We start from the raw sequence: 22,116 nt of genomic DNA on the forward strand, positions 1-22,116 counted from the left end.
CTGCCCCGTGTCGATAACCACACCGAAACAGCGTGCATGGCTGTGCGCGCTTGCCTTCTGCCTGGCGCTGGCGCTGCCTGGCGCAGACGCCGGCGAGCCGACGTTGCTGGCGCGTGCCAGTGTCGAAGACCTGCGCCTGGACCTCAGCGAGGCCGATCGCCGCTGGCTGCGGGGGCGAAAAGTCCTGTGGCTGGGGGTCGCGCGACCCGACCGGGCGCCGTTCGACATGACGGCCACCGGGCGCGACTACGAAGGACTCACCGCCGACTACGCCGGACTGCTGGGCAAGTTGCTGAACATCGAGATACGGGTGAAATGCTTCGCCGATCGCGGCGAAGCGATCGCGGCGCTGCATGCTGGCCAGATCGACCTGCTCGGTACGCTCAGCGCCGATGAGGCCGCTCGCGCCGGCCTGTTGCTGTCGCGTCCCTATGTAGAAAACCTGCCGGTGCTGGCCACGCGCATCGAAGACGGTCCGGCTGATACGGCCCGTCCCGGTGTCCGCCTGGCGATGCGCGAAGGCTACCTGCCGAGGGATTACGTGCGCCAGCGTTTCCCCGGCAGCCGGCTGCAGGTCTATCCGTCGCTGCTCAATGCCATGGGCGCCGTGGCGTTCGGCCAGGCCGACGTGTTTCTTGGCGACGCCCTCGGCGCCCAGTACCTGTTGCAGAAGAACTACCTCAGCCACCTGCAACTGACCGTCACCGACCTGTTCGAGGAAAGTCACTACGGCTTTGCCGTCTCCTTTCACAACCTGCAACTGCGGGGGCTGGTCAACCAGGCGCTGGAGGCGATTCCCGAGCGCACCCGCCAGTCCATCCTGCATCGCTGGAGTGGTGGGGCCTTCGGTTATCCGGGGCGCTGGCAACTGGACCTGAGCGACATCGAACGGGAATGGCTGCGCCAGCACCCGCGGTTGCGGGTGGCCATCGACGAACAGTTCCTGCCGGTCAGCTACCGCGACGAGCAGGGGGTGTTCCGCGGCATCAGCGCCGACGTGCTGGAGCGCATCAGCCAGCGGACCGGCCTGGTCTTCGACATCGTCGACGGTGGACGCCTGGACGAGATGGTCGATCGCCTGGAACGCGGCAGCATCGACCTGGTCGCGGCATTACCGTTCAGCCGGCGCCGCGAGGAGCGTGTCGGCTTCAGCCGTGCCTATCTCAGCAACAGCCTGGTCCTGGTCACCCGCGACGGCGACAGCCAGCCAGACAGCCTGGAGAACCTCGCCGGCAAGCGCCTGGCCATGGTGCAGGGCAGTGTGCTGGAGGACTGGATCCGCGAACGCCATCCCGACATCAAGGTGCTGTGGAGCGAAGGCCCGTACCAGGCGCTGGAGCGGGTGGCCAGTGGCGAAGCCCAGGGCGCGGTGGTCAGCCTGATGGGCGCGCGCTACACCATTGCCCGTCATCATCGCGACCAGTTGACCATCCGCGCCGCCTTGCCGGTGCCAGCGGTGCATTTTGCCTTCGCCACCCAGGCCGATGCGCCGGAGCTGTTGTCGATCCTCGACAAGGCGCTGTTGAGCATCGCGCCCCAGGAAATGGACGAACTGACCAACCGCTGGCGCAGCGAGGTGATTGTCGCCGACAGCTACTGGCGCAAGTACCGCGGCATGATCATCCAGGGCTTTGTCATGGCCGTGGTCCTGTTGCTGCTGGCGATGTACTGGATCCGCGGGCTGCGGCGCCAGGTGCGGCGGCGCCGCAGCGTCGAGCAGGCGCTGAGCGACCAGCTGGAGTTCATGCGGGTAATGATCGACGGTACGCCGAACCCGATCTACGTTCGTGACCGCAAGGGCGCGCTGCGCACCTGCAATGCCAGCTACCTGCAAGCCTTGAACGTCGAGCGCGACGCGGTGATCAATCAGCCGGTGCCGGAATGGCTGATCGGTGCAGACCAGGCCCGCCAGTGCCGCGAGGCCTATCGGCAGGTCATGACCCAGGGCAACTCGGTGGTCCAGGACCGCGAGCTGGTGCTGTTCGGCAAGCGCCTGACCATCTGCCACTGGATGCTGCCGTACCGCGGCAGCGACGGCGCGGTGGCCGGGCTGATCGGTGGCTGGGTGGACATTTCCGAACGCCAGCAACTCTACGATGCCCTGCAGATGGCCAAGGACGATGCCGAGGCGGCCAACCGGGCCAAGACCACTTACCTGGCGACCATGAGCCATGAGATCCGCACACCGATGAACGCGCTGCAGGGCATGCTCGAACTGGCCTTGCGCAAGGCCGAATCGGGCGTGCTCGACCGCCTGGCCATCGAGGTCGCCTCAGGCGCTGCCCGTGGCCTGCTGGAACTGGTGGGCGACATCCTCGACATCACCCGCATCGAATCCGGGCACCTGGAACTGAGCCCGCAGCAGGTCGACCTGTGCCGCGAGGTGGAAACCACGGTACGCATGTTCGAAGCGCAGGCGCGACAAAAACACCTGCGCCTGACCCTGGACATGGATACCGATCATCACGGATCGGTGCAGGTAATGCTCGATCCGGTGCGTTTCAAGCAGGTGTTGTCCAACCTGATCAGCAACGCCATCAAGTTCACCCACGAAGGCGAAGTGTGCGTAACGCTGGAACTGGAGGCGGAGCGCGATCGGATCGGCCTGCAGTTGTCGGTCGAAGACACCGGGGTAGGCATTCCCGATCACGACCTGGCGCTGCTGGGCAGTCCGTTTCGCCAGGCCAGCAACAACCGCCAAGGCGCCCGCAGCGGTTCTGGCCTGGGCTTGAGCATCAGCCAGACCCTGTGCAACCTCATGGGTGGTCAGATGCAACTGGACAGTACGCTCGGCGTCGGCACCCGGGCGCGCATCTTCCTCGATCTGCCGCGTTCGAACCCGTCGGAGGAAGTGCTCGCCAGCCTTGCGCAACCTCAGGCTGGCAGCGCCACGCCGCTGGATATCCTGGTGGTCGACGACTACCCGGCCAACCGCCTGCTGTTGCAACAGCAACTGAGTTTTCTCGGCCACCGCGTGGCCACGGCGGTGAACGGCCACGAGGGCCTGCGCACCTGGCTGCGCCAACGCTTCGATGTGCTGATCACTGACTGCAACATGCCCGGCATCAATGGCTACGCCCTGGCGCGCGCGGTGCGCGAAGACGAGCGGCGCAAGGGCAAGTCGCCGATGCTGGTCCTTGGCTGCACGGCCAATGCCGTGCCGCAGGAACGGGACACCTGCCTGGCGGCGGGCATGGACGATTGCCTGTTCAAACCCTTGAACCTGACCGAGCTGGCCGACAGGCTCTCGACGTGCGAGATGTCGCGCCCGAGCGGCGATGCCGGAGCGCTCGAAGAACTGGGCGAGGGGCTGGACCTGTCGAGCCTGCGCCAGTTGACCGGTGGCGATCGCGAGTCGATCAGGCACCTGCTCAGTGACCTGCTGACCAGCAACCGCGAAGACCTCGCACGCCTTGAGCGTCTGCACCGTGACAATGATCTCGGCGGCCTCGCCGACCTCGTGCACCGGGTCAAGGGCGGGGCACGGATCATCAAGGCGCGGCACTTGCTGCACGCCTGCGAGCGGCTCGAACAACTGTTTCGCGATGGCTGTCCCCTGCAGCGCCTCGATCCGCTGGTGGAGGCGCTCAAGCAGGCGATGGTGGCGCTGACCCAGCGTCTCGAGCATTTCTGCGAACACTAGTTGCCTACCTTCGGAGATTTCCGCCTTCGGCTAGGAAGCCTCCTGATTCTTCTGCCCGCCAACCGGTGGAATATGGCGGTTGGACCTTTTGAGGGAAGCGGTTGTGCCTGCCAAGTCTTTGCGTGTTCTGATCCTGGAAAACCAGTCGTTTCAACGAGCCATCGCCCTGAAAATCCTCGGTCATCTGGGGTGCCGCGACGTGTGGGTGGCTTCCGGCGGCAACGAGGCCCTCGCCCTGCTGGCGCACGTGGGGCCGGTGGACGTGGTGGTCTGCGACGTGCGCATGGAAGGCATGGACGGTCTGGAGTTCATCCACCGCGCCGCGCAGGCCCGGCTCATCGCCGGCGTCGTGCTCAGCAGCGGCCTGCACTCGGAGATGCGCCGCTGCCTGACGCGTCTGTTCGACCGGCTCGGCGTGGCCTTCCTGGGCGATGTCGGCAAACCCCTGCGCCTGGAAACCATGCGCGATGCCCTGGGTCGCCTGCGCTCCAGGGTTCCGCTGCTGGCGTGTCCTGCGCCGCAGGTTTCGGACATCGACGAGGCGCAGATCCGCCGGGGACTGTCGTACAAGGAGCTGGAGGCCTGCTATCTGCCACGCTGCGACCTGGGCAACGGCGAGATCCTGGGCGTGGATGTCATCGCTCAGTGGAACCATCCGGAAAAAGGCGTGCTGGCGCCGAACCTGTTCATGCCGCTGGCGCAGCGCACCGGTCTGCTGGATGACGTGCTGGCCGCGTTGCTGGAGCAGGGGCTGTCGCTGCAACGCAAGCTGCTTGCGAGCGGAAGGCTGCTGCGCATGTCGTTTCCCCTGCAGGTGTCGCAACTGGGGGCGAGGGGCCTCAGCCGGCGCATCAGGTTGCTGATGCAGTTTCATCGCTCGGCCGGACAGGGCATCGGGTTCGAAGTGAACTTCAACGGTGGCCAGCCATGCTCGGCCTTGCACCTGGAAAACCTGATCCGCCTGCGCATGCAGGGATGCGGCCTGTGTCTTGGCGAGTTCGGTGACGATGGCGGCTCGTTCCAGCGCCTGTGCCAGCTACCGTTCAGCGAGATCAAGATATCCCGGCAGTTCATGGCGGAGCTCGAGCATCAGCCGCGGCACCGGGCGGTGATACGCGCCTGCCTGAGCCTGGCCGACACGCTGGGGCTGAGTGCGACCGTCACGGGCGTGGAGAGTCCCGGGCAACACCTGATTCTGATGGACCTCGGCTGTGGCATCGGCCAAGGCGATTACTTCGCGCCGTTGCTCAAGCGCGAAGAACTGCTGCAGCGTTTCGAGCGCGGTCTGCAGAATCGGCGAGCGGAAAGATAAAACACTGACAAATCATGGGGAAACTGTACCGGCTGCTAGCAATGTGCTACAAATTCGAGCCTCATATTCAGGTTCAACCACGCAAGGAAGGTGACACATGACTGCAAGCGCGCTGATCGAAACCGTAAACGCCGACTCCCTGACCACGCTGCTGCAAGACGCCGGCTGCCGCGTCAACCGCATCGAGCAGAACCAGGTTGTGCAACTGGCCACCGCCAGCCAGGGTATCGGTTACAACGTACGCTTTGGCAACGCCGCCCAGGAACAGGGCGAGTATCTGGATTTCACTTACAGCTGCGCGTTGCGCGTCCAGGGCGAACTGCCTGAGGGCCTGGCCAACCGCTGGAACGCCTCGCGCCGTTTCGCCCGCCTGTCGGAGCAAGGTGAGTTCCTCGTTCTGGAACAGGATGTCGTGGTCGCCGATGGCGTCAGCGCACGTCACCTGCTGGGCTCGCTGGTCCTGTGGGATCGCCTGCTGCAGGAATTCGTGGTCTACCTGCGTGACTACAGCCGCAACGCCGCCGCTGCCCAGCAGCCAGTGGAAAGCGCTTCGTGAGCCGTGGCCGCCTCTGGGCCGGCGCCGGAGCGCTGGCTGCGCTGACCGTGGCAGTCATCCTGGCACTGCGTCCGGGCGATGATCTGGAAGCGGCCAGCCGTACCGTTCCTGAAACCACCGACAGCGGCACCGCGCTGGCTCGCCTTGGCGACCAGCAGGTCGGCGCTGAAGAACTCAAGGCCTTGTTTGCCCAGTTGCCGGCCACTGCGCGCCAGCAACTGCGCAACGACCGTCCGGCCCTGGAAACCTGGATCCGCGCGCGCCTGGCGGAAAAGGCCCTGTACCAGCAGGCCGAGGCCAAGGGCTGGTCGAAGCGTCCCGACGTGGAAGCCCAGACCCGTGCAGCGGTGGAGCAGATCGTTCTGCGCAGCTACCTGAACAGCGTCACCCAGGTGCCGGACGATTATCCGGGCGAACAGGAGCTGAAACAGGCTTACGAGAACGGCAAGGCGTCGCTGCAGGTGCCGGCGCTGTACCGGGTCAGCCAGATCTTCCTGGCCGTTCCGGACGAGCAGGCGCTGGAATCGGTGCGCAAGCAGGCCGAGAGCATCGCCAAGCGCGCCCAGGCGTCCGGGGGCAACTTCGCGGAACTGGCGAAGACCTACTCCCAGGACGCCGGCAGCGCCAGCCGTGGCGGCGACATCGGCCTGCAACCACTGGCGCAGTTGCTGCCGGAAGTGCGCAGCGCCGTGTCGAAGCTCAAGGTCGGTGCGGTCAGCGAGCCGCTGCAGAGCCCGCTGGGCCTGCACATCGTCAAACTGACCGAGGCCCAGCCGGCCCGCGTCGCCACCTTCGACGAGGTTCGCGGGCAACTGCGCGATGCGCTGCGTGCGCAACGCCAGGAGCAGGCGGCCAAGACCTACGTCGAAGGCATGTTCAACAGCGCCACCCTGAGTATCGACGGGGCGGTGTTGAACAAGGTGATCGAAGCCGAGAAGTAACCTGCCTGCCAGCGCTCATGGAACAAACATGACTATTTGATCTGGCTGGACCTGTGGGAGCTCGCTCCCACAGGTCTCTCAGGCACCCACCACCGCACCTGTCACCACCTCCGCGTCTTTGGCCCGCATCTGCCGCCGATACTTCGGCAGCGCCATCAGCAGAAACGCCGCCGCCAGCACCAGCAGGCTCACCGACGCCGCCAGCGCGTAGCGCAACGATTCACCGCCGAGCGTGCCGACGAACACATCGCTCAACACCCCGATCACCAGCGGCCCCAGCCCGACCCCGAGCAGGGTCATGGACATGACGAAGATTGCCGTGGCCTGGGCCAGTCGCGTGGCCGGGAACAGGTGAGTGATGGCGCCCAGGCACGGCGTTGCCCACCACACCCCGAAGAAGCCGAACGCGCTGTAGAACAGGAACGCCTGGGGCACCGGAATGCTGCCGATATGGAAGGCGATGCCTTGGGGCCAGAGGAAATAGGCGAGGGCGAAGGGAATGCTCAGCAGGGTGCCGAGCAGCGGAACGCCAATCTGCCAGCCCACGTCGCGCCGCGCCAGGCGGTCGGTGAGGATGCCGCATACCAGCGTGCCAATGGTCGAGCCGGTGCCGCCCACCACGCCCACCAGGAAACCCGCTTCCTGCAGGTTCAGGCCATGGGAACGGATCAGGAAGCTGGGGCTCCAGGTGCCGATGGCATAGCCGGCGATGGCCGCCGAGCCGCCGGTCAGTACCAGCCAGATGAAGGAGGGCATGCGCAGCAGCTCCACCAGGGTTTCCAGCCAGCCTTCCCTGGCGGCGGCGCCGGTCTCCCGGGGCGCCACCTGCGGCCTGGGCGCGCGAACGGTGAGCAGCAGGACCAGCCCGAGCAGAATCCCCGGCGCGCCAATCAGCAGGAATGCATGGCGCCAGCCATAGTGCTGGGCGATCCAGCCGCCGAGACCGAGGCCGACGATGGCGCCCAGGCTGGATCCCAGCATCAGCACCGATAACGCCGTCGAGCGCCGGTTGGCCGGGTACAGGTCGGACACCATCGCCACCGACGGCGCCGTGCCGCCGGCTTCGCCCACCGCCACGCCGATCCGCGCCAGCACCAGGGTCAGGAAGTTGCCGGCCAGGCCGCAGAGCATGGTCATCAGGCTCCAGGCCATGCAACTGAAGGCAATCACCGGTTTGCGCCCGATGCGGTCCGACAGCCGCCCCAGCGGCAGGCCGAACACCGTGTAGAACACCGCGAAGGTCACTCCCGAGAGCAGGCCGATGCCGGTGTCGGAGATGCCGAATTCGAGTTTCACCGGCTCGATCAGGATCGCCATCAACTGGCGGTCGATGTAGTTGAAGACATAGATGCAGGCGAGCACCAGAAGCGCGTAGTGCGTGCGCCAGGTGACGGGGCTGGAAGGGTTCACGGGGTCGCTCCGGTTCTTGTTGTATGGGCTCGATCGTCGGCGCATCGGGCAGCGCTTTCATCGTCCGTTCAGACCATTTTTATCGCCTGTTCCAAGGCGCTGGCGACGATACCCCAAGGCGCAAAACTAGTCTTGTCGGACGATGTTTCAGCCCCGTCGCAAGTCAATCATGCAGCCCATATCCGGGGTTGCGGCACTGCCTGTCAGCCCGGGCACAACAAGAAGGTAAGGAGCTGACATGAGCATCTTGTTCGAGCCGGTGCGCCTGGGCGACCTGCAACTGGCCAACCGTATCGTCATGGCCCCGATGACCCGCAGCCGCGCCGATTCGCGGGGCGTCCCCACCCGCGAGATGGTCGATTATTACCGGCAGCGCGCCAGTGCCGGGCTGATCGTTGCCGAAGGCACCGCGCCCTCGGCCAGCGGCCTGGGCTATTGCCGCACGCCGGCGATCTACGAGGCCGGGCAGATCGCCGCCTGGCGCCAGGTGACCGACGCCGTACATGGCGAAGGCGGGCGCATCGTCCTGCAACTGATGCATGTCGGCCGCGCTGCCAGTCGCCACAACAAACCGGCCGGCGCCGCCACCGTGGCGCCCTCGGCAATCCGCGCCCGCACCCAGGTGTTCACCGACGCGGTGGGCATGGCCGACACCGAGCAGCCCGAGGCCCTGAGCCTGGACGGCATCGCCGCGGTCATCGGCGACTATCGCCAGGCCGCGCTCAATGCCCGTGAAGCCGGTTTCGACGGCGTCGAGCTGCACTGCACCAGCGGCTACCTGCCGATGCAGTTCCTCGCGTCGGGCAGCAACCAGCGTGACGACGCCTACGGCGGCAGCGCACAGAACCGCGCCCGGTTCGTGGCCGAGACGGTACAGGCCATGGCCGAGGCCATCGGTGCCGGACGCGTGGGCCTGCGGTTCTGCCCCGGCAACCCCTATAACGACATCCACGACGACGACCCGGCGCAGACCGCCATCGCCCTGTGCCAGGCCGTGGCGAACCAGGGCCTGGCCTACCTGCACGTCATGCGTTCGCCGCTGGGTGACCTCGACGCCTTCGCCCTGGCCCGCGAGCACGGCGGACACAAACTGGTGCTCAACGACGGCTTCGATGGCGACTCGGCCCGTGCCGCGCTTGAAGCAGGAGAGGGCGTGGCCGTGTCTTTCGGCCGGCATTTCATTGGCAATCCGGACCTGGTCCAGCGCCTGCGCCATGGCCAGCCGCTGGCCGGCTTCGACCGCAAGACCCTCTACACCGCCGGCCCCCGTGGCTATACCGATTACCCGTCTTGCCGCCAGCCGGCGGAGGTGGCGCAATGACCCTCGCACCGACCGCCCAGCGGACCGCTACCGTGGTGCCCCGCGAGCAGACCCAGGCCATCCTCGACCGCCGCGCTGTCGCCGCCGGGCAGATCAAGCCGGCCGACCGCTACACCCTGGCCGACCGCCTGGAGCAACAGGCCCGACGCTTCGCCGAACGGCCGTTCCTGATCTACGGCGAGCAGTCCCTCAGCTACGCCGAAGTGGACGCCCGCGCCAACCAGATGGCCCACACCTTCTATGCCAAGGGGCTGCGCGCCGGCGATGTGTGCGCCATGGTCATGGAGAACCGTCCGGCGTTCTTCTGCACCTGGTTCGGCCTGGTCAAACTGGGCGTGGTGGTGGCCTTCATCAACACCCAGGTCAACGGCAAACCGCTGCTGCACGCCCTGCAGACCACTGCGGCGAAGGCGCTGGTGATCGGCGAGGAATGCCTGGGCAACGTGCTCGCCACCGATGGTCTGCCGCCATTGGCCTACTGGCTGGTGGGCGATGACGAGGTGCCTTGGGCCGGTGATATCCCCGGTTTCATCGACCGCCAGTTCGCCACCCGCCTGGACAGCGCGCCGCGCACGGCCTTCCCGCGGTATATCCGCGCCGAGGTGAAAGCCGAGGCCGCGACCCTGCTGATCTTCACCTCCGGCACCACGGGTCTGCCCAAGGCGGCGCGCTACAGCCACATGCGCTGGATGTCTTCGGGGGACGTGATGGAAATCACCCTCGACGTCACCTGCGAAGACGTCTTCTATTGCTGTCTGCCGCTCTATCACGGCGCCGCCGCCACTTCGGTGACCTCCACCGCGCTGCGCGCCGGTGCCAGCATCGTGGTGCGGCGCAAGTTCAGCGTCAGCGAGTTCTGGCGCGATGTGAATCGCCACCGCATCACCGTGTTCCAGTACATCGGCGAAATCTGCCGCTACCTGCTCAACCGTCCCGAGCAGCCCGGCGAACGCGACCATAACCTGCGCTGCATGCTTGGCGCCGGCCTTACGCCAGAGTCGTGGCAGCGCTGGATCGAGCGCTTTGGCCAGGTGCGGGTGTTCGAAGGCTGGGGCGCCACAGAGGCCAACACCGCGCTGATCAACGTCGACAACTTCGTCGGTTCCTGCGGACGCATTCCCGACTGGAGCCGTACCAACCTGCGGCTGATCCGCTACGACGTGGAAAACGACTGCCATCCACGGGACGAGAACGGTTTCTACCAGGTCTGCGACGTGGGCGAGGTGGGCGAAGCCATGGCCTTTATCGTCGACCATCCGGAAATCGGCGGCGGTCGTTTCGAGGGCTACACCACCGCGGCGGCCACCGAGAGCAAGATCCGCCGCAACGTGCTCAGCGCCGGCGACGCCTGGTGGAGCTCGGGCGACCTGCTGCGCCAGGACGCCGATGGCTACTGCTACTTCGTCGACCGGATCGGCGATACCTTCCGCTGGAAGAGCGAGAACGTCTCGACCCAGGAAGTGGCCGATGCCCTCGGCGATCTGCCAGGCCTGGAACTGATCAATATCTATGGCGTGCAGGTGCCCGGCCACGAAGGCCGCGCCGGCATGGCTGCGGTGCTGATGCAGCCGGGCCAGGCGTTCGATGCCGACGCGCTGTACGCCCTGACCCAGGAGCGCCTGCCGCGCTATGCCGCGCCGCTGTTCGTACGGGTGAGCGCCGCCGCCGACCTGACCACCACCTTCAAGCTGCGCAAGGTCGATCTGCAGCGCCAGGGCTACTGCCCGCAGGCCTGCCAGGACCCGCTGTACCTGCGCGATGAACAGGCCGGCACCTACCGACCTTACTCGGCAGAGCTGCTGCAGCGCCTGGAACTGGCCCCCTTCGTGGTCGCTGGCCATGACTGACCTCGACCGCAACGGCCACGAACAGCGCGATGGCCTGCGCTACCCCTGGCCGCAGGCGCCGGCGGGCGGCGACGTGCGCGAAGTGGCGGACGGGGTGTTCTGGTTGCGCATGCCGCTGCCGTTTCGCCTCGACCACATCAACCTCTACCTGCTGCGCGATGGCGACGCCTGGGTGGCGGTGGACACCGGCATGAACACCGAGCAGACCTTCGAGGTCTGGGAGCAGGTGTTCACCGGGGTGTTCGCCGGCCAGCCGCTGCGGGCCGTGCTTTGCACCCACTTCCACTCCGACCATGCCGGGGTCGCCGGCTGGCTGGCCGAGCGCTTCCGTTGCCCGGTGTACATGACCGAGCGCGAATACCAATCGCTCTACGTCAAGGTGCCGGAGGGCGACGCGCCGGGCTGGGACTTCATCGACTACTACCTCAAGGCCGGCTTCAGCCCGGAACAGGCCGGCGAGATGTACCGGACCATCCAGAACGGCCATTTCCGCCCGCTGCATTTCAACAGCTACCGGCGATTGCGCGACGGTGATCGCCTGCGCATCGGCAACCGGGACTGGCAGGTCGTGGTGGGCCGTGGCCATTCGCCGGAACACGCTTGCTTCTACGCCGAGGCGGACGCGCTGCTGATCTCCGGCGACCAGGTGCTGCCGCGCATCACCTCCACCGTCGGCGTACATGCCAGCGAGCCGGACGGCGACCCGCTGCGGGACTGGCTGGCGTCCATCGAGCACCTGCGCCACCTGCCCGACAACGTGCTGGTGCTGCCGGCCCACGAGCGACCGTTCTTCAACCTGCACACGCGCCTCGACCAGTTGGCCGCCCATCACCGGGCGCACCTGGCGCGGCTACTGGCCTGCTGTGACGCGCCGCGCAGCGCGCTCGAGCTGATGGCCGAATTGTTCCCGAAGCTGTCCGGTCGTTTCGACGAACTGATGGCGCTGGGCGAAACGTTGGCCCATGCCAACTACCTCATGGCCGAAGGGTCGCTGTCGCGGCAGGAGCAGGGCGGTCTGTACCGCTACCAGCGCCTGGTCGCGCAAAGCCCTGCGGCCGACCCGCTCGAAATGCCCTGAGCGGTGGTCAATCCCGGCAGCCCCATGGCTGCCCAACAGGAGAGTCAGTGTGATCGATAACAACAACAAGAAAGCGCATGGCCTTGGCTCGCACGGGCTGCGGCTGTCCGGACTGGCGGCGGCCATGGCCCTGGCCTCGACCCCGGCGCTGGCCGGCGAAACCATCGAGTTCGACAACGGCGCTACCATCGACTGGTCGGTGACCACCAGCTATGGCGTCGGCGTACGCCTGGGCAAGCAGAGCGACCGGCTGATGGGGGTCAATGCCGACGACGCCAACCGCAACTTCGACCGCGGCAGCCTCACCACCAACCGCATCGGCGCGCTGGGCGAGATGATCCTGCGCAAAGACAACTACGGCGCCGTGGTGCGTGCCAGCACCTTCTACGACGATGTCTACCACAAGGGCAACGACAACGATTCGCCGGCCACGGTAAACAAGGGCGGCGACCACGACGAATTCACCAGCGACACCCGCTACTACAGCGGCGGCCGCACCCGTTTGCTGGACGCCTATGTGTTCGGCGGCTGGCGCTTCGACAACGACACCATGCTCGACGTCAAGGCCGGGCGGCATATCGAGTCCTGGGGCGAGAGCCTGTACTACCCCGGCGTCAACGGCGTGCAGAACCCGTCCGACGCGGTCAAGGCGGCGCAGCCGGGTGTCGAGGTCAAGGAAGTGCTGCTGCCGGTGGGCCAGGTTTCGGCCTCGTTCCGCCTCAACCCGCAGATCACTTTCGGTGCCTACGTCCAGTACGAGTGGAAGGGCACCGAACTGCCGCCGGTGGGCAGCTACCTGTCCAGCAGCGACGTGATCGGCCCGGGCCGCGAGTTCATCTACAGCGGCGCCAACAAGATCGCCTACCGCGGCACCGACGAACCTCGCGACAGCGGCCAGTGGGGCGTGCAGGTGCGCTTCCGTCCGGTGCCGGCGATCGAGATGTCGCTGTTCCACGTCAACTACCACGACAAGAACCCGGCCACCGCGCTGGTGGGCTACAACCCGGTTCCGGTGGGCGGCGGCCTGTATGCCTTCGCCGCCAACGGCTACAAGGTCAAGTACTTCGAAGACATCAAGCTCACCGGCATCAGCGCCTCGACCAAGCTGGGCGAAGTGCAGGTCGGTGCCGAGTGGTCGTACCGCGATGGCGCGCCGATCATGGTCAATACCGGCCTCGGTCCGGTACCGGCGCGGGGCAAGGGCCAGCAGATGCAGCTCTCGGCCATGCGCGTGCTGGGCGACCGGCCATGGGCCAGCCAGACCACCCTGACCGGCGAAATCATCCATGTGCGCGCCGACAGCGTCGAGGGCACCTCCGCGGCGCCCAACCTGCAAGGCGTGAACCTGCTGCCGTCCCTGAGCGGCATGGTCGGAGAATCCGATGACTACACCTACAAGACCGCCTCGGCCTGGCGCAGCCGCGACGCCAGCGCCTACACCCTGGGCGCATCGTTCAGTTATCCGGGGGTTTTCCAGGGCTGGGATCTGGAGGTGCCAGTGCGCTTCTCCAACGTGTTCAGCGGCTCGACACCCATGGCCGGCAGCATCTCCGGGGTGCAGGGCGACCGACGCCTGAGCGTGGGCACCACCTGGAAATACCTGGGCAACCTCGAAGTCGGCCTCAACTACACCGGCTACCTGGGCTCGGCGGACCCGGTCAAGCGGCCCTTCGCCGACCGCGACTACGCCACCTTCTCGATGAAATACAGCTTCTAACCTGCACCTGCCCCGGGCCGCAGGTCCGGGGCTTCCATCGCTATGACAACCGGGCCACAGGCCCGGACGGGGAGAAATCATGGGCCTGAAAGGGCATGCGGCCATTGTTGGCACCGCGCAATACAAACCGGAAAAGTACGCCACGGCGCCGAAGATGTTCCACCTGGAGCAGGTCGCCGATCTTGCCGCCCGCGCCCTGCGTGACGCCGGACTCAAGGCCGAGGACCTCGATGGGCTGGTGATCAACGGCCCGCACTTCCACGAAGCCTCGGTGTTCGTCCCGGCCATGGCCGCCGAGTACCTGGGCCTGCGTCTGAATTTCGCCGAAGTGGTGGACCTGGGCGGCTGCACCTCGGTGGGCATGGTCTGGCGTGCGGCCGCCGCCATCGAACTGGGCCTGTGCCAGGCGGTGCTGTGCGTGCTGCCGGCACGTATGGCGCCCTTCGGCCCGGATGAAGACCCAAGCTGGATGGCCCGGGCCATGCGCTTCGGTGGCCATAGCACCGCGTTCGGTGCACCGGAAGCGGAGTTCGACCTGCCTTACGGCCACATGGGCCAGAACACCGGCTACGCGATGATCGCCCAGCGTTACGCCGCGCAGTATGGCTACGATCCGGTGGCGCTGGCCAAGATCGCCGTGGATCAGCGCACCAACGCCCTGGCCAACCCGGAGGCGATGTTCTTCGGCCAGCCGCTGAGCGTCGAGCAGGTGCTGGGCAGCCGCATGGTGGCCGACCCGCTGCATGTGCTGGAAATCGTCATGCCGGTGGCCGGCGGCGCGGCGATGATCATCGCCTCGAAGGAAGTGGCAGCGCGGGCGCGCAAGCGGCCGGCCTTCGTCACCGGTTTTGGCGAGCATCTGGCCTTCAAGTCGCCATCCTACGCCCAGGACATGATCCACACGCCGATCGGCCCGGCTTCGCAGCGGGCCTTCGCCATGGCCGGGCTCAAGCCGGCCGACGTCGACGCCGCGCAGATCTATGACTGCTACACCATCACCGCGCTGCTCACCCTGGAAGACGCCGGTTTCTGCGCCAAGGGCGAGGGCATGGCCTTCGTCCGCGAGCACGACCTGACCTACCGCGGCGACTTTCCGATGAACACCCACGGCGGTCAGCTCAGCTTCGGCCAGGCAGGCGCAGCGGGCGGCATGTCCCAGGTGATCGAGGCGGTGACGCAGCTTGCCGGCAGCGCCGGGGAACGTCAGCTCAAGGGCTGCGACACCGTCTACGTCTCCGGCACCGGCGGCGTGATGAGCGAGCAGGGCGCATTGATTCTTCAGGGAGCATAAGAGCATGTCCAACAACAAACCGATGCCCGTTGCCACGGAGATCTCCGCGCCATTCTGGGAAGGGCTCAAGGCCCGCCGGCTGCTGATCCAGCAGTGTGACGCCTGTTCGCAGTGGCTGTTCTACCCGCGCCGGCACTGCCCGGCGTGCCTGGGGCAGGCCCTGAGCTGGCGTGAGGTGGACGGCACGGCGACGCTGTACACCTACACCGTGGCGCGGATTCCGACCCTGTCGGACTTCGCCGACGAGATGCCGCAGAAGCTGGCGGTGGTGGAACTGGCCGAAGGTGTTCGCATCAACACCACACTGGTAGGCCTGAACGAGGACGACATCCGTATTGGCATGCGCCTGAAACCGGTGTTTGCCGAGGCGGACGCCAAGGGCAATCGGCTGCTGCGCTTTACCGGGCTGGAGCAGGACGTCGCCACGCTGGAACCGCTGCCGGGGCTTGAGCCTGAGCCGCAGCCGGTCGAAGACGCAGTGCCGGTACGCACGATCGACTTCAACGACGCTGCGGCGTTGCAGGGGCTGGTCAGCGACCAGTTCAGCGACTGGAGCAATGTCGTCACGGTCGACCAGGCGCTGATCGATGCCTTCGCCCAGCTATCGGGCGACGATTACTGGATTCACACCGATCCGGAGCGGGCGCGCCTGCAGAGCCCGTTCGGCGGCACCATCGCCCACGGTGCGCTGGTCCAGGTGCTGCAGTCGCGAATGAAGCTGGCACTGGGCTTCGAGATCACTGGCTTCTCCACCCAGATCAACTACGGCTCCGACCGCCTGCGCTTCCCGGCGCCGGTGCCGGCGGGCTCGCGGATCCATGCGCGGGCGCGGGTCAAGAGCGTGGAACTGCTGGGGCGCGGGACGCAGTTGACCCTGGAGATCAACACCCATGTGCTGGGTCAGGAGCGGCCGTCGGTGATCAATGACCTGGTGATTCTGTATCGCGGCTGATGGCCTCATCGCCGGCAAGCCGGCTCCCACGGTTATGGGCGCCGGCAACACCGCGCTGATTTCATAAGCCATTTGGACGATGCCCCGAACCCTGCCACCCCTGACTATCCCCTGAAACAAGAACACCGGATCAGGGAGCAGCGTGCAGCGATGAATCAGGTCAAGCAATGGGTGACGCACTGCGTCGAGGTCATCGCCGACTGGCTGATGGCCTGGCGCAAAGGGCTGCTGGCACTGTTCGTGCTGCTCAGCCTCGGGCTGGGCTACAGCGCCCTCAACACGCAACTGGACCCGGGCTTCAACAAGCAGATCCCGGTGCGCCACGCCTTCATGGTCAACTTCCTCAAGTTCAGCCAGTACTTCACCGGCGCCAACCGTCTGCTGGTCAGCGTGCGCTGGAAGGGCGAGGGTGACATCTACAACCCCGAGTTCCTCGATACCCTGCGCAAGGTCACCGACGATGTGTTCTTCATCAGCGGTGTCAGCCGGCCCAGCGTGACCTCGCTGTTCACCGCCAACGTGCGCTACATCGAGATCACCGAGGAAGGCTTCTACGGTGACGTGGTGGTGCCGCCGCGCTTCGCCGGCACCCCGGAGGACCTGGCCCAGGTCCGCAGCAACGCCGCCGCCTCCGGGCAGATCGGCCGGCTGGTCGCCAACGACCTGCGCTCGGCCATGGTCCGCGCCGACCTGCAGGACCTCGATCCGCGCACCGGCAAGCCGGTGGACTACAACCAGATCGCCCAGGGGCTGGAAGAGATCCGCCAGAAGTATTCCAGCGACAAGATCGAGATCAACATCGTCGGCTTCGCCAAGCTGGTGGGCGACGTGGTGGAAGGGCTGACTACGGTGATCGGCTTCTTCGCCATCGCCTTCGTCATCACCGGCCTGCTGCTGTGGCTGTACTCCCGCTCCCTGCGCCTGACCCTGGTGGCGCTGGCGGTGGCGCTGTTGCCGGTGGTCTGGCTGCTGGGCCTGTTGCCGCTGCTGGGGCTGGGCATCGACCCGATGTCGATCCTGGTGCCATTCCTGATTTTCTCCATCGGCGTGTCCCACGCCGTGCAGATGACCAACGCCTGGAAACAGGACGTGGTGGCCGGTGCCACCTCCCTGCAGGCGGCGCGCACGGCGTTCTGCAAGATCTTCATTCCCGGTTCCCTGGCGCTGCTGATGAACGCCCTGGGTTTCGCCGTAATCATGCTGATCGACATTCCCATCGTCCACGAGCTGGGAGTGACCGCCTGCATCGGTGTGATGCTGATGATCGTCACCAACAAGCTGATGCTGCCGATCATCATTTCCTGGCTACCGCTGGAGCGTGGCCTGCTGCGCAAGGAGCAAGCCAGCAGCCAGGCCCGCCATCGCCTGTGGTGGCGGCTGTCGGCGCTGGCCGAACCAGGCCCGGCGCTGGCGGTATTCGGCCTGAGCCTGCTGTTGCTCGCCGCCGGGGTCTGGAAGGCCCGGGAGCTGGCGGTGGGCGATATCGGCGCCGGTGCGCCCGAGCTGCGCGCCGATTCGCGCTACAACCAGGACAACGCCCGGATCATCGGCAGCTACTCCATCGGCCTCGACGTGCTGTCGGTGTTCGTCCAGGCCCACGATGTCGAAGAAGGCTGCCTCAACCCCGAGGTGATGCGTGCGGTGGAAGGTTTCGACTTCCGCATGCGCGCGGTCAAGGGCGTGCAGTCGGTGCAGAGCGTGGCGGGCATGGGTAAGCGGGTGATCGCCGGCAATAACGAAGGCAACCCGCGCTGGGCGGCGATTCCCGGCTCGTCCCGTGGTCTGAGCCAGGGCGCCCGCGCCTACATGCCGGACGACGGCCTGGTCACCGATGGCTGTCAGCAGATGCAGATCCTGGTGTTCCTTGCCGACCACGAAGGCGCCACCATCAGCCACGCGGTCAACGAGGCAAAACGGATCATCTCCGAGGTGGCCACGCCACGGGTGGAATTCCTCCTGGCCGGCGGCAACGTCGGGGTGATGGCGGCCTCCAACGAGGCGGTCAAGCGCGCCGAGGTGATCATGCTGGCGGCGCTGTTCGGCTCGGTGGCGCTGTTCTGCTGGCTGACCTTCCTCTCGATGCGGGCAGTGCTGTGCATCCTGGTGCCGCTGGCGATCGTGGCGATCCTGTGCAACGCGCTGATGGCCATGCTCGGTATCGGCCTGAAAGTCGCGACCTTGCCGGTGATGGCCCTGGGGGTCGGTGTCGGCGTGGACTACGGCATCTACCTGTACGAACGCATCCAGCACGAGATGTCCGCCGGTGCCGACCTGCGCGAGGCCTTCTACCAGGCCATGTGCCAGCGCGGTACGGCGGCGGTGTTCACCGCGCTGACCATGTCCATCGGTGTCTGCACCTGGGCCTTCGCGCCGCTGAAGTTCCAGGCCGACATGGGCGTGCTGCTGTCGTTCATGTTCCTGGTCAATGTGCTGGGGGCGATCTTCCTGCTGCCGGCGCTGGCGGCCTGGTTCAACCGCGGGCGGCCGCTGGTGCAGCGCGAGGCGCAGTCGGTGGAAGTGCTGCGCGGCGAATTCCGCCTGAAGAAACAGCCGGCAGCACCACACATCCGGTAACCAAAAATATAAGCGAGCGCCCTATTGTGGGCGCTGCGGGAGATAGCGAGACTGTGGCGGCGCCGATTTTTCCTGCAGAGAAAAACGACGCCACCTTGCGATGTGCACTGTCAACGGGGCGGCCCCATTGCCCCGAGCCGAAATTATAAAAATAACAAGGGAAGGCACCGCCTTACCCGAGCGAGGAAACGACTGTGGAAAATCCGGTATTGACCCTCGATGCCCTGAGCAGCTTCGGACTCGACCTGGCCGGCTATGACCGGCTTGTCGGCGAAGTCTACGACGGCGCCATGGACCCCAAGCTCATGGCCCGCGCCCTGACCAGCCTGCGCGACCTCTACGCCGCCAACTACGTGACCCTGATCCTGCGGGTGCCAGACCAGCCCGACATGGGCGTGATGATTATCGTCGGCGACATCGAAGGCGCCGGCGAAGTCAGCTACATGGCCTACCCACAAACCCAGACCCCGTTCACCAACCTGCCTGCCGACTACGTGTTCACCGTCGACGATGTGCTCAGCGCCACCGAGTGGGAGCGCAGCGCCTACTTCAAGATGTTCTGCGGCCCCCAGGACGTATTCCATGTCATGGGCGTGGACATCTCCACCCCCGACGGCGGCAAGCTGCGTTTCCGCGTGACCCGGCCCAAGCGGGCGCCGGCCTTCTCCCGCGATGACCGTGCCCTGTGCGCTACCTTGCTGCCGCACCTGCGCCGGGCCATGCAGGTGCACAACCTGCTGGACCGCAGCGAATCCCTCAGCGAGCTGTATTCCCAGGCCATCAGCCGCCTGTCGGTGGCGACCCTGGTACTGGACGAGAGCGGCAGCGTGCTGCGGGTCAACCCGGTGGCCCAGGACCTGCTGTCCCAGGCCGACGGCCTGAAGCTGGTGGGCGGTCGTCTGGAAGCCACCTACCCGAGCGACAACCGCGAGCTGCAGCGCCTGATTCGCGCGGCATTCTCGCCGGATGCGCCGAAGAGCGCCGAGGCCATGTCGGTGACCCGGCCGTCCGGGCAGGTCAACCTCGGTTTGGTGGTCGAACCCATCCCGTCGCTGGACTGGGCGGAAGAGAAGGGCAAGCCGGCGGCGCTGGTGTACATCCGCGACGCGGCGAGCAAGTCGCTGGCCAGCGAGCTGGTGACCAAGCAATTGTTCAACCTGACCAAGGCCGAGACCGCACTGGCGATGGAACTGGCCAACGGCCTGTCGCTGGAAGAGGCGGCGGAAGAGCTGAACATCCGCCGCAACACGGCGCGGGCGCACCTGCGCTCGATCTTCTCCAAGACCGGCGTGCGCCGGCAGACCGAACTGGTGCGCATCCTGCTCAACAGCGTGGTGGCGCTGGGCAAGCCGAAGATGCCGCTCAAGAGCGTCGGCAAGCTGAAAGTGCCGCCGCCGCAACTGGCGGTGGCGCGGCGGGCCTAGATCTTAGTCTGCTCGGACGATGCTCCGGTCGTTCCGAGCGTTGATAGTGGAATGGCTGTGCAGCCCATCACTGCATGGGTATCTACGCATTTCGCAACCAGGTGCAAAGGGATAGAGCACTTGCAACCCTTGTGGGAGCGGCTTCAGCCGCGATCGGCGGCGCAGCCGTCGTAGAACCTGAATCCGCGATTCTGCTGGAATACCGGGATTACAGGCTTTATGGCCGCTGTGCGGCCAATCGCGGCTGAAGCCGCTCCCACCAGGGTTCTGTGCTTGTCTGCGAGATCCATGGATGCCCTTGCCAGCGATAACTTCCCCAAAAAATCGCAGGAATACTCATCATGCCCACCACCGCCATCACCGGTTCAGCCTCCGGCATCGGCGCCGCCGTCGCCCGTGCGCTGCGTGCCGCTGGCCACACCGTCATCGGCATCGACCGGCAGAACGCCGACGTCACTGCCGACCTGTCCACCGCCGACGGCCGCGCCGCTGCCATCGCCCGCACCCTGGAACTCAGCGACGGCGTGCTCGACGGCCTGGTCTGCTGCGCCGGCGTCGGTGTCACCGCGCCCAATTGCGGCCTGATCGTCGCCATCAACCACTTCGGCGTCAGCCAGTTGCTCGCCGGGCTCGAGCCCGCCCTGGCCAAGGGCAATAACCCTGCCGCCCTGGTGATCGGCTCGGTAGCGGCGATCCGCCCCGGCAGTGAACAGGAGCCCATGACCCAGGCCATGCTCGACGGCGACGAAGCCCGGGCCGTGGCCATCGCCAACGAACTGGGCGAGCCACAGGTGGCCTACGCCTGTTCCAAGTACGCCATCACCCATCATTCCCGACGCCTGGCCTCGGCCTGGGGGCGCCAGGGCATCCGCCTCAACGTGGTCGCCCCCGGTGCGGTGGAAACACCGTTGCACGATGCCTCGCGCAACGACCCGCGGTTTGGCCAGGCCGTGCGCGACTTCGTCGCGCCGCTGGGGCGCAACGGCCATCCCGAGGAAATCGCCGAACTGATCGCCTTCCTGCAATCGGAGCGCGCCGGGTTCATCCATGGCGGGGTGATGTACATCGACGGCGGCATGGACGCCATGGTCCGCCCGCAACGGGTCTGAGGAGCGCAGCATGAGCAAGGTCGCATTCATCACCGGCGCCAGCCGCGGCATTGGCCGCGCGGCAGCGCTGGCCTTCGCCGGGGCGGGTTTCGATGTCGCCATCAGCGCCCGTACCCTCGACGAAGGCGAGCAGCATCCCCATGCCCTGCGCGATGCCAGCGGCGCGCCGCTGCCAGGCAGCCTCAACGGCACCGCCGACGCCATCCGCGCCCTGGGGCGCAAAGCGCTGGTGGTGCCCATGGACCTGCTCGACAGCGATTCGGCCCTGGCGGCCTGCAGGACCGTGCTGGCCGAATTCGGGCGTATCGACGTGCTGATCAACAACGCCATCTATCAGGGCAGTGATCTCAATGCCGGGTTCATGGAACTGCAGGCTGACACCCTTGAGCGCATGTTCAAGGGCTACATCCTCACCCCGTTCCTGCTGACCCGTGCGGTGGCCCAGGTAATGGCCGAGCGGGGCGGCGGCGTGGTGATCAACGTCACCTCCGGTGCCGGCGAGAGCGATCCGCCGGTGGCAGCGGGCAAGGGTGGTTGGGGCTACGCCTACGGCGCGGGCAAGGCGGCGGTGTCGCGGTTGTCGGGGATTGTCGCGGTGGAACTGGGCGACGCCGGTGTGTGTGCCTACACCCTTAACCCCGGCGTAGTCACCACCGACGCGCTCAAAGCCACCATCGGCGACAAGGGCCTGATCGCCCTGCGTGCCGGCAGCGCACCACCCGAGGTGCCGGCGGCGGTGATGCTGTGGTTGGCCACCGATCCGCGTGCCCCGGCCTATCAGCGCCAGACCATTGCCGCGCAGCCTTTCGCGCTGGACCAGTCGGTGGTGCCCGACTGGCGATGATGATTCAGTGGTGGACAAGGCCCGCCCATGACCGTGTTGCGGGCCTTTTTTACGCCTTTTAGTTGGCCTGTCGAAAGTCTGCACCTGATATTTCTGT

15 protein-coding genes are annotated in these 22,116 nt (G+C 66.3%); 14 read left to right on the plus strand and 1 reads right to left on the minus strand.

Annotated elements, in window-relative coordinates; translation table 11 throughout:
* Positions 1-7 precede the first annotated feature (7 nt).
* The 4 genes from AC05QJ_RS17360 to AC05QJ_RS17375 all read left to right on the plus strand — a co-directional run bounded on the left by AC05QJ_RS17360 (position 8) and on the right by AC05QJ_RS17375 (position 6,452).
* Positions 8-3,643 carry a transporter substrate-binding domain-containing protein gene (locus AC05QJ_RS17360; RefSeq protein ID WP_476742525.1) on the plus strand — a complete coding sequence of 1,212 codons (3,636 nt, stop codon included), beginning with the start codon at positions 8-10 and terminating at the stop codon, positions 3,641-3,643.
* Positions 3,644-3,746: 103 nt separating this feature from the next.
* Positions 3,747-4,955, plus strand: coding sequence for an EAL domain-containing response regulator (locus tag AC05QJ_RS17365; RefSeq protein WP_476742526.1), 1,209 nt, complete (start codon positions 3,747-3,749; stop codon positions 4,953-4,955).
* A 97-nt stretch (positions 4,956-5,052) separates the two neighbouring features.
* A complete protein-coding gene (locus tag AC05QJ_RS17370; protein ID WP_476742527.1) occupies positions 5,053-5,511 on the plus strand; it encodes a YbjN domain-containing protein in 459 nt (152 codons plus the stop codon).
* Positions 5,508-6,452 carry a peptidylprolyl isomerase gene (locus tag AC05QJ_RS17375; RefSeq protein WP_476742528.1) on the plus strand — a complete coding sequence of 315 codons (945 nt, stop codon included), beginning with the start codon at positions 5,508-5,510 and terminating at the stop codon, positions 6,450-6,452. Before AC05QJ_RS17370 ends, AC05QJ_RS17375 begins: the two co-directional genes overlap by 4 nt.
* Positions 6,453-6,530: 78 nt before the next feature.
* Here the strand turns inward: AC05QJ_RS17375 and AC05QJ_RS17380 are convergent, their stop codons facing one another.
* Positions 6,531-7,862 (minus strand): spinster family MFS transporter, encoded by a 1,332-nt coding sequence (locus AC05QJ_RS17380; protein ID WP_476742529.1) that lies wholly within the window; start codon positions 7,860-7,862, stop codon positions 6,531-6,533.
* Positions 7,863-8,100: 238 nt separating this feature from the next.
* Between AC05QJ_RS17380 and AC05QJ_RS17385 the strand changes: the two genes are divergently transcribed.
* From AC05QJ_RS17385 to AC05QJ_RS17430, 10 genes are all read left to right on the plus strand, one after another.
* Complete coding sequence (locus AC05QJ_RS17385; protein WP_476742530.1) at positions 8,101-9,183, plus strand: alkene reductase; 1,083 nt, start codon at positions 8,101-8,103, stop codon at positions 9,181-9,183.
* Positions 9,180-11,030 carry a long-chain-acyl-CoA synthetase gene (locus AC05QJ_RS17390; protein WP_476742531.1) on the plus strand — a complete coding sequence of 617 codons (1,851 nt, stop codon included), beginning with the start codon at positions 9,180-9,182 and terminating at the stop codon, positions 11,028-11,030. Before AC05QJ_RS17385 ends, AC05QJ_RS17390 begins: the two co-directional genes overlap by 4 nt.
* Positions 11,023-12,108 (plus strand): MBL fold metallo-hydrolase, encoded by a 1,086-nt coding sequence (locus AC05QJ_RS17395; RefSeq protein WP_476742532.1) that lies wholly within the window; start codon positions 11,023-11,025, stop codon positions 12,106-12,108. Before AC05QJ_RS17390 ends, AC05QJ_RS17395 begins: the two co-directional genes overlap by 8 nt.
* A gap of 49 nt (positions 12,109-12,157) precedes the next feature.
* A complete protein-coding gene (locus tag AC05QJ_RS17400; RefSeq protein ID WP_476742533.1) occupies positions 12,158-13,825 on the plus strand; it encodes a DUF1302 domain-containing protein in 1,668 nt (555 codons plus the stop codon).
* Positions 13,826-13,904: 79 nt separating this feature from the next.
* Positions 13,905-15,116, plus strand: a complete 1,212-nt coding sequence (locus tag AC05QJ_RS17405; protein WP_476742534.1) for a thiolase family protein — start codon at positions 13,905-13,907, stop codon at positions 15,114-15,116.
* 4 nt (positions 15,117-15,120) lie between these two features.
* Positions 15,121-16,068, plus strand: coding sequence for a bifunctional OB-fold nucleic acid binding domain-containing protein/MaoC family dehydratase (locus tag AC05QJ_RS17410; RefSeq protein ID WP_476742535.1), 948 nt, complete (start codon positions 15,121-15,123; stop codon positions 16,066-16,068).
* Positions 16,069-16,218: 150 nt separating this feature from the next.
* Positions 16,219-18,642, plus strand: a complete 2,424-nt coding sequence (locus AC05QJ_RS17415; RefSeq protein ID WP_476742536.1) for an efflux RND transporter permease subunit — start codon at positions 16,219-16,221, stop codon at positions 18,640-18,642.
* A 194-nt stretch (positions 18,643-18,836) separates the two neighbouring features.
* Positions 18,837-20,066, plus strand: a complete 1,230-nt coding sequence (locus tag AC05QJ_RS17420) for a helix-turn-helix transcriptional regulator (RefSeq protein WP_476742537.1) — start codon at positions 18,837-18,839, stop codon at positions 20,064-20,066.
* Between the two features lie 341 nt (positions 20,067-20,407).
* Positions 20,408-21,175 carry an SDR family oxidoreductase gene (locus tag AC05QJ_RS17425; protein ID WP_476742538.1) on the plus strand — a complete coding sequence of 256 codons (768 nt, stop codon included), beginning with the start codon at positions 20,408-20,410 and terminating at the stop codon, positions 21,173-21,175.
* Between the two features lie 10 nt (positions 21,176-21,185).
* Positions 21,186-22,019 carry an SDR family NAD(P)-dependent oxidoreductase gene (locus AC05QJ_RS17430; RefSeq protein WP_476742539.1) on the plus strand — a complete coding sequence of 278 codons (834 nt, stop codon included), beginning with the start codon at positions 21,186-21,188 and terminating at the stop codon, positions 22,017-22,019.
* Positions 22,020-22,116 lie beyond the last annotated feature (97 nt).

It is taken from the genome of Pseudomonas sp. TUM25319, assembly GCF_056388475.1.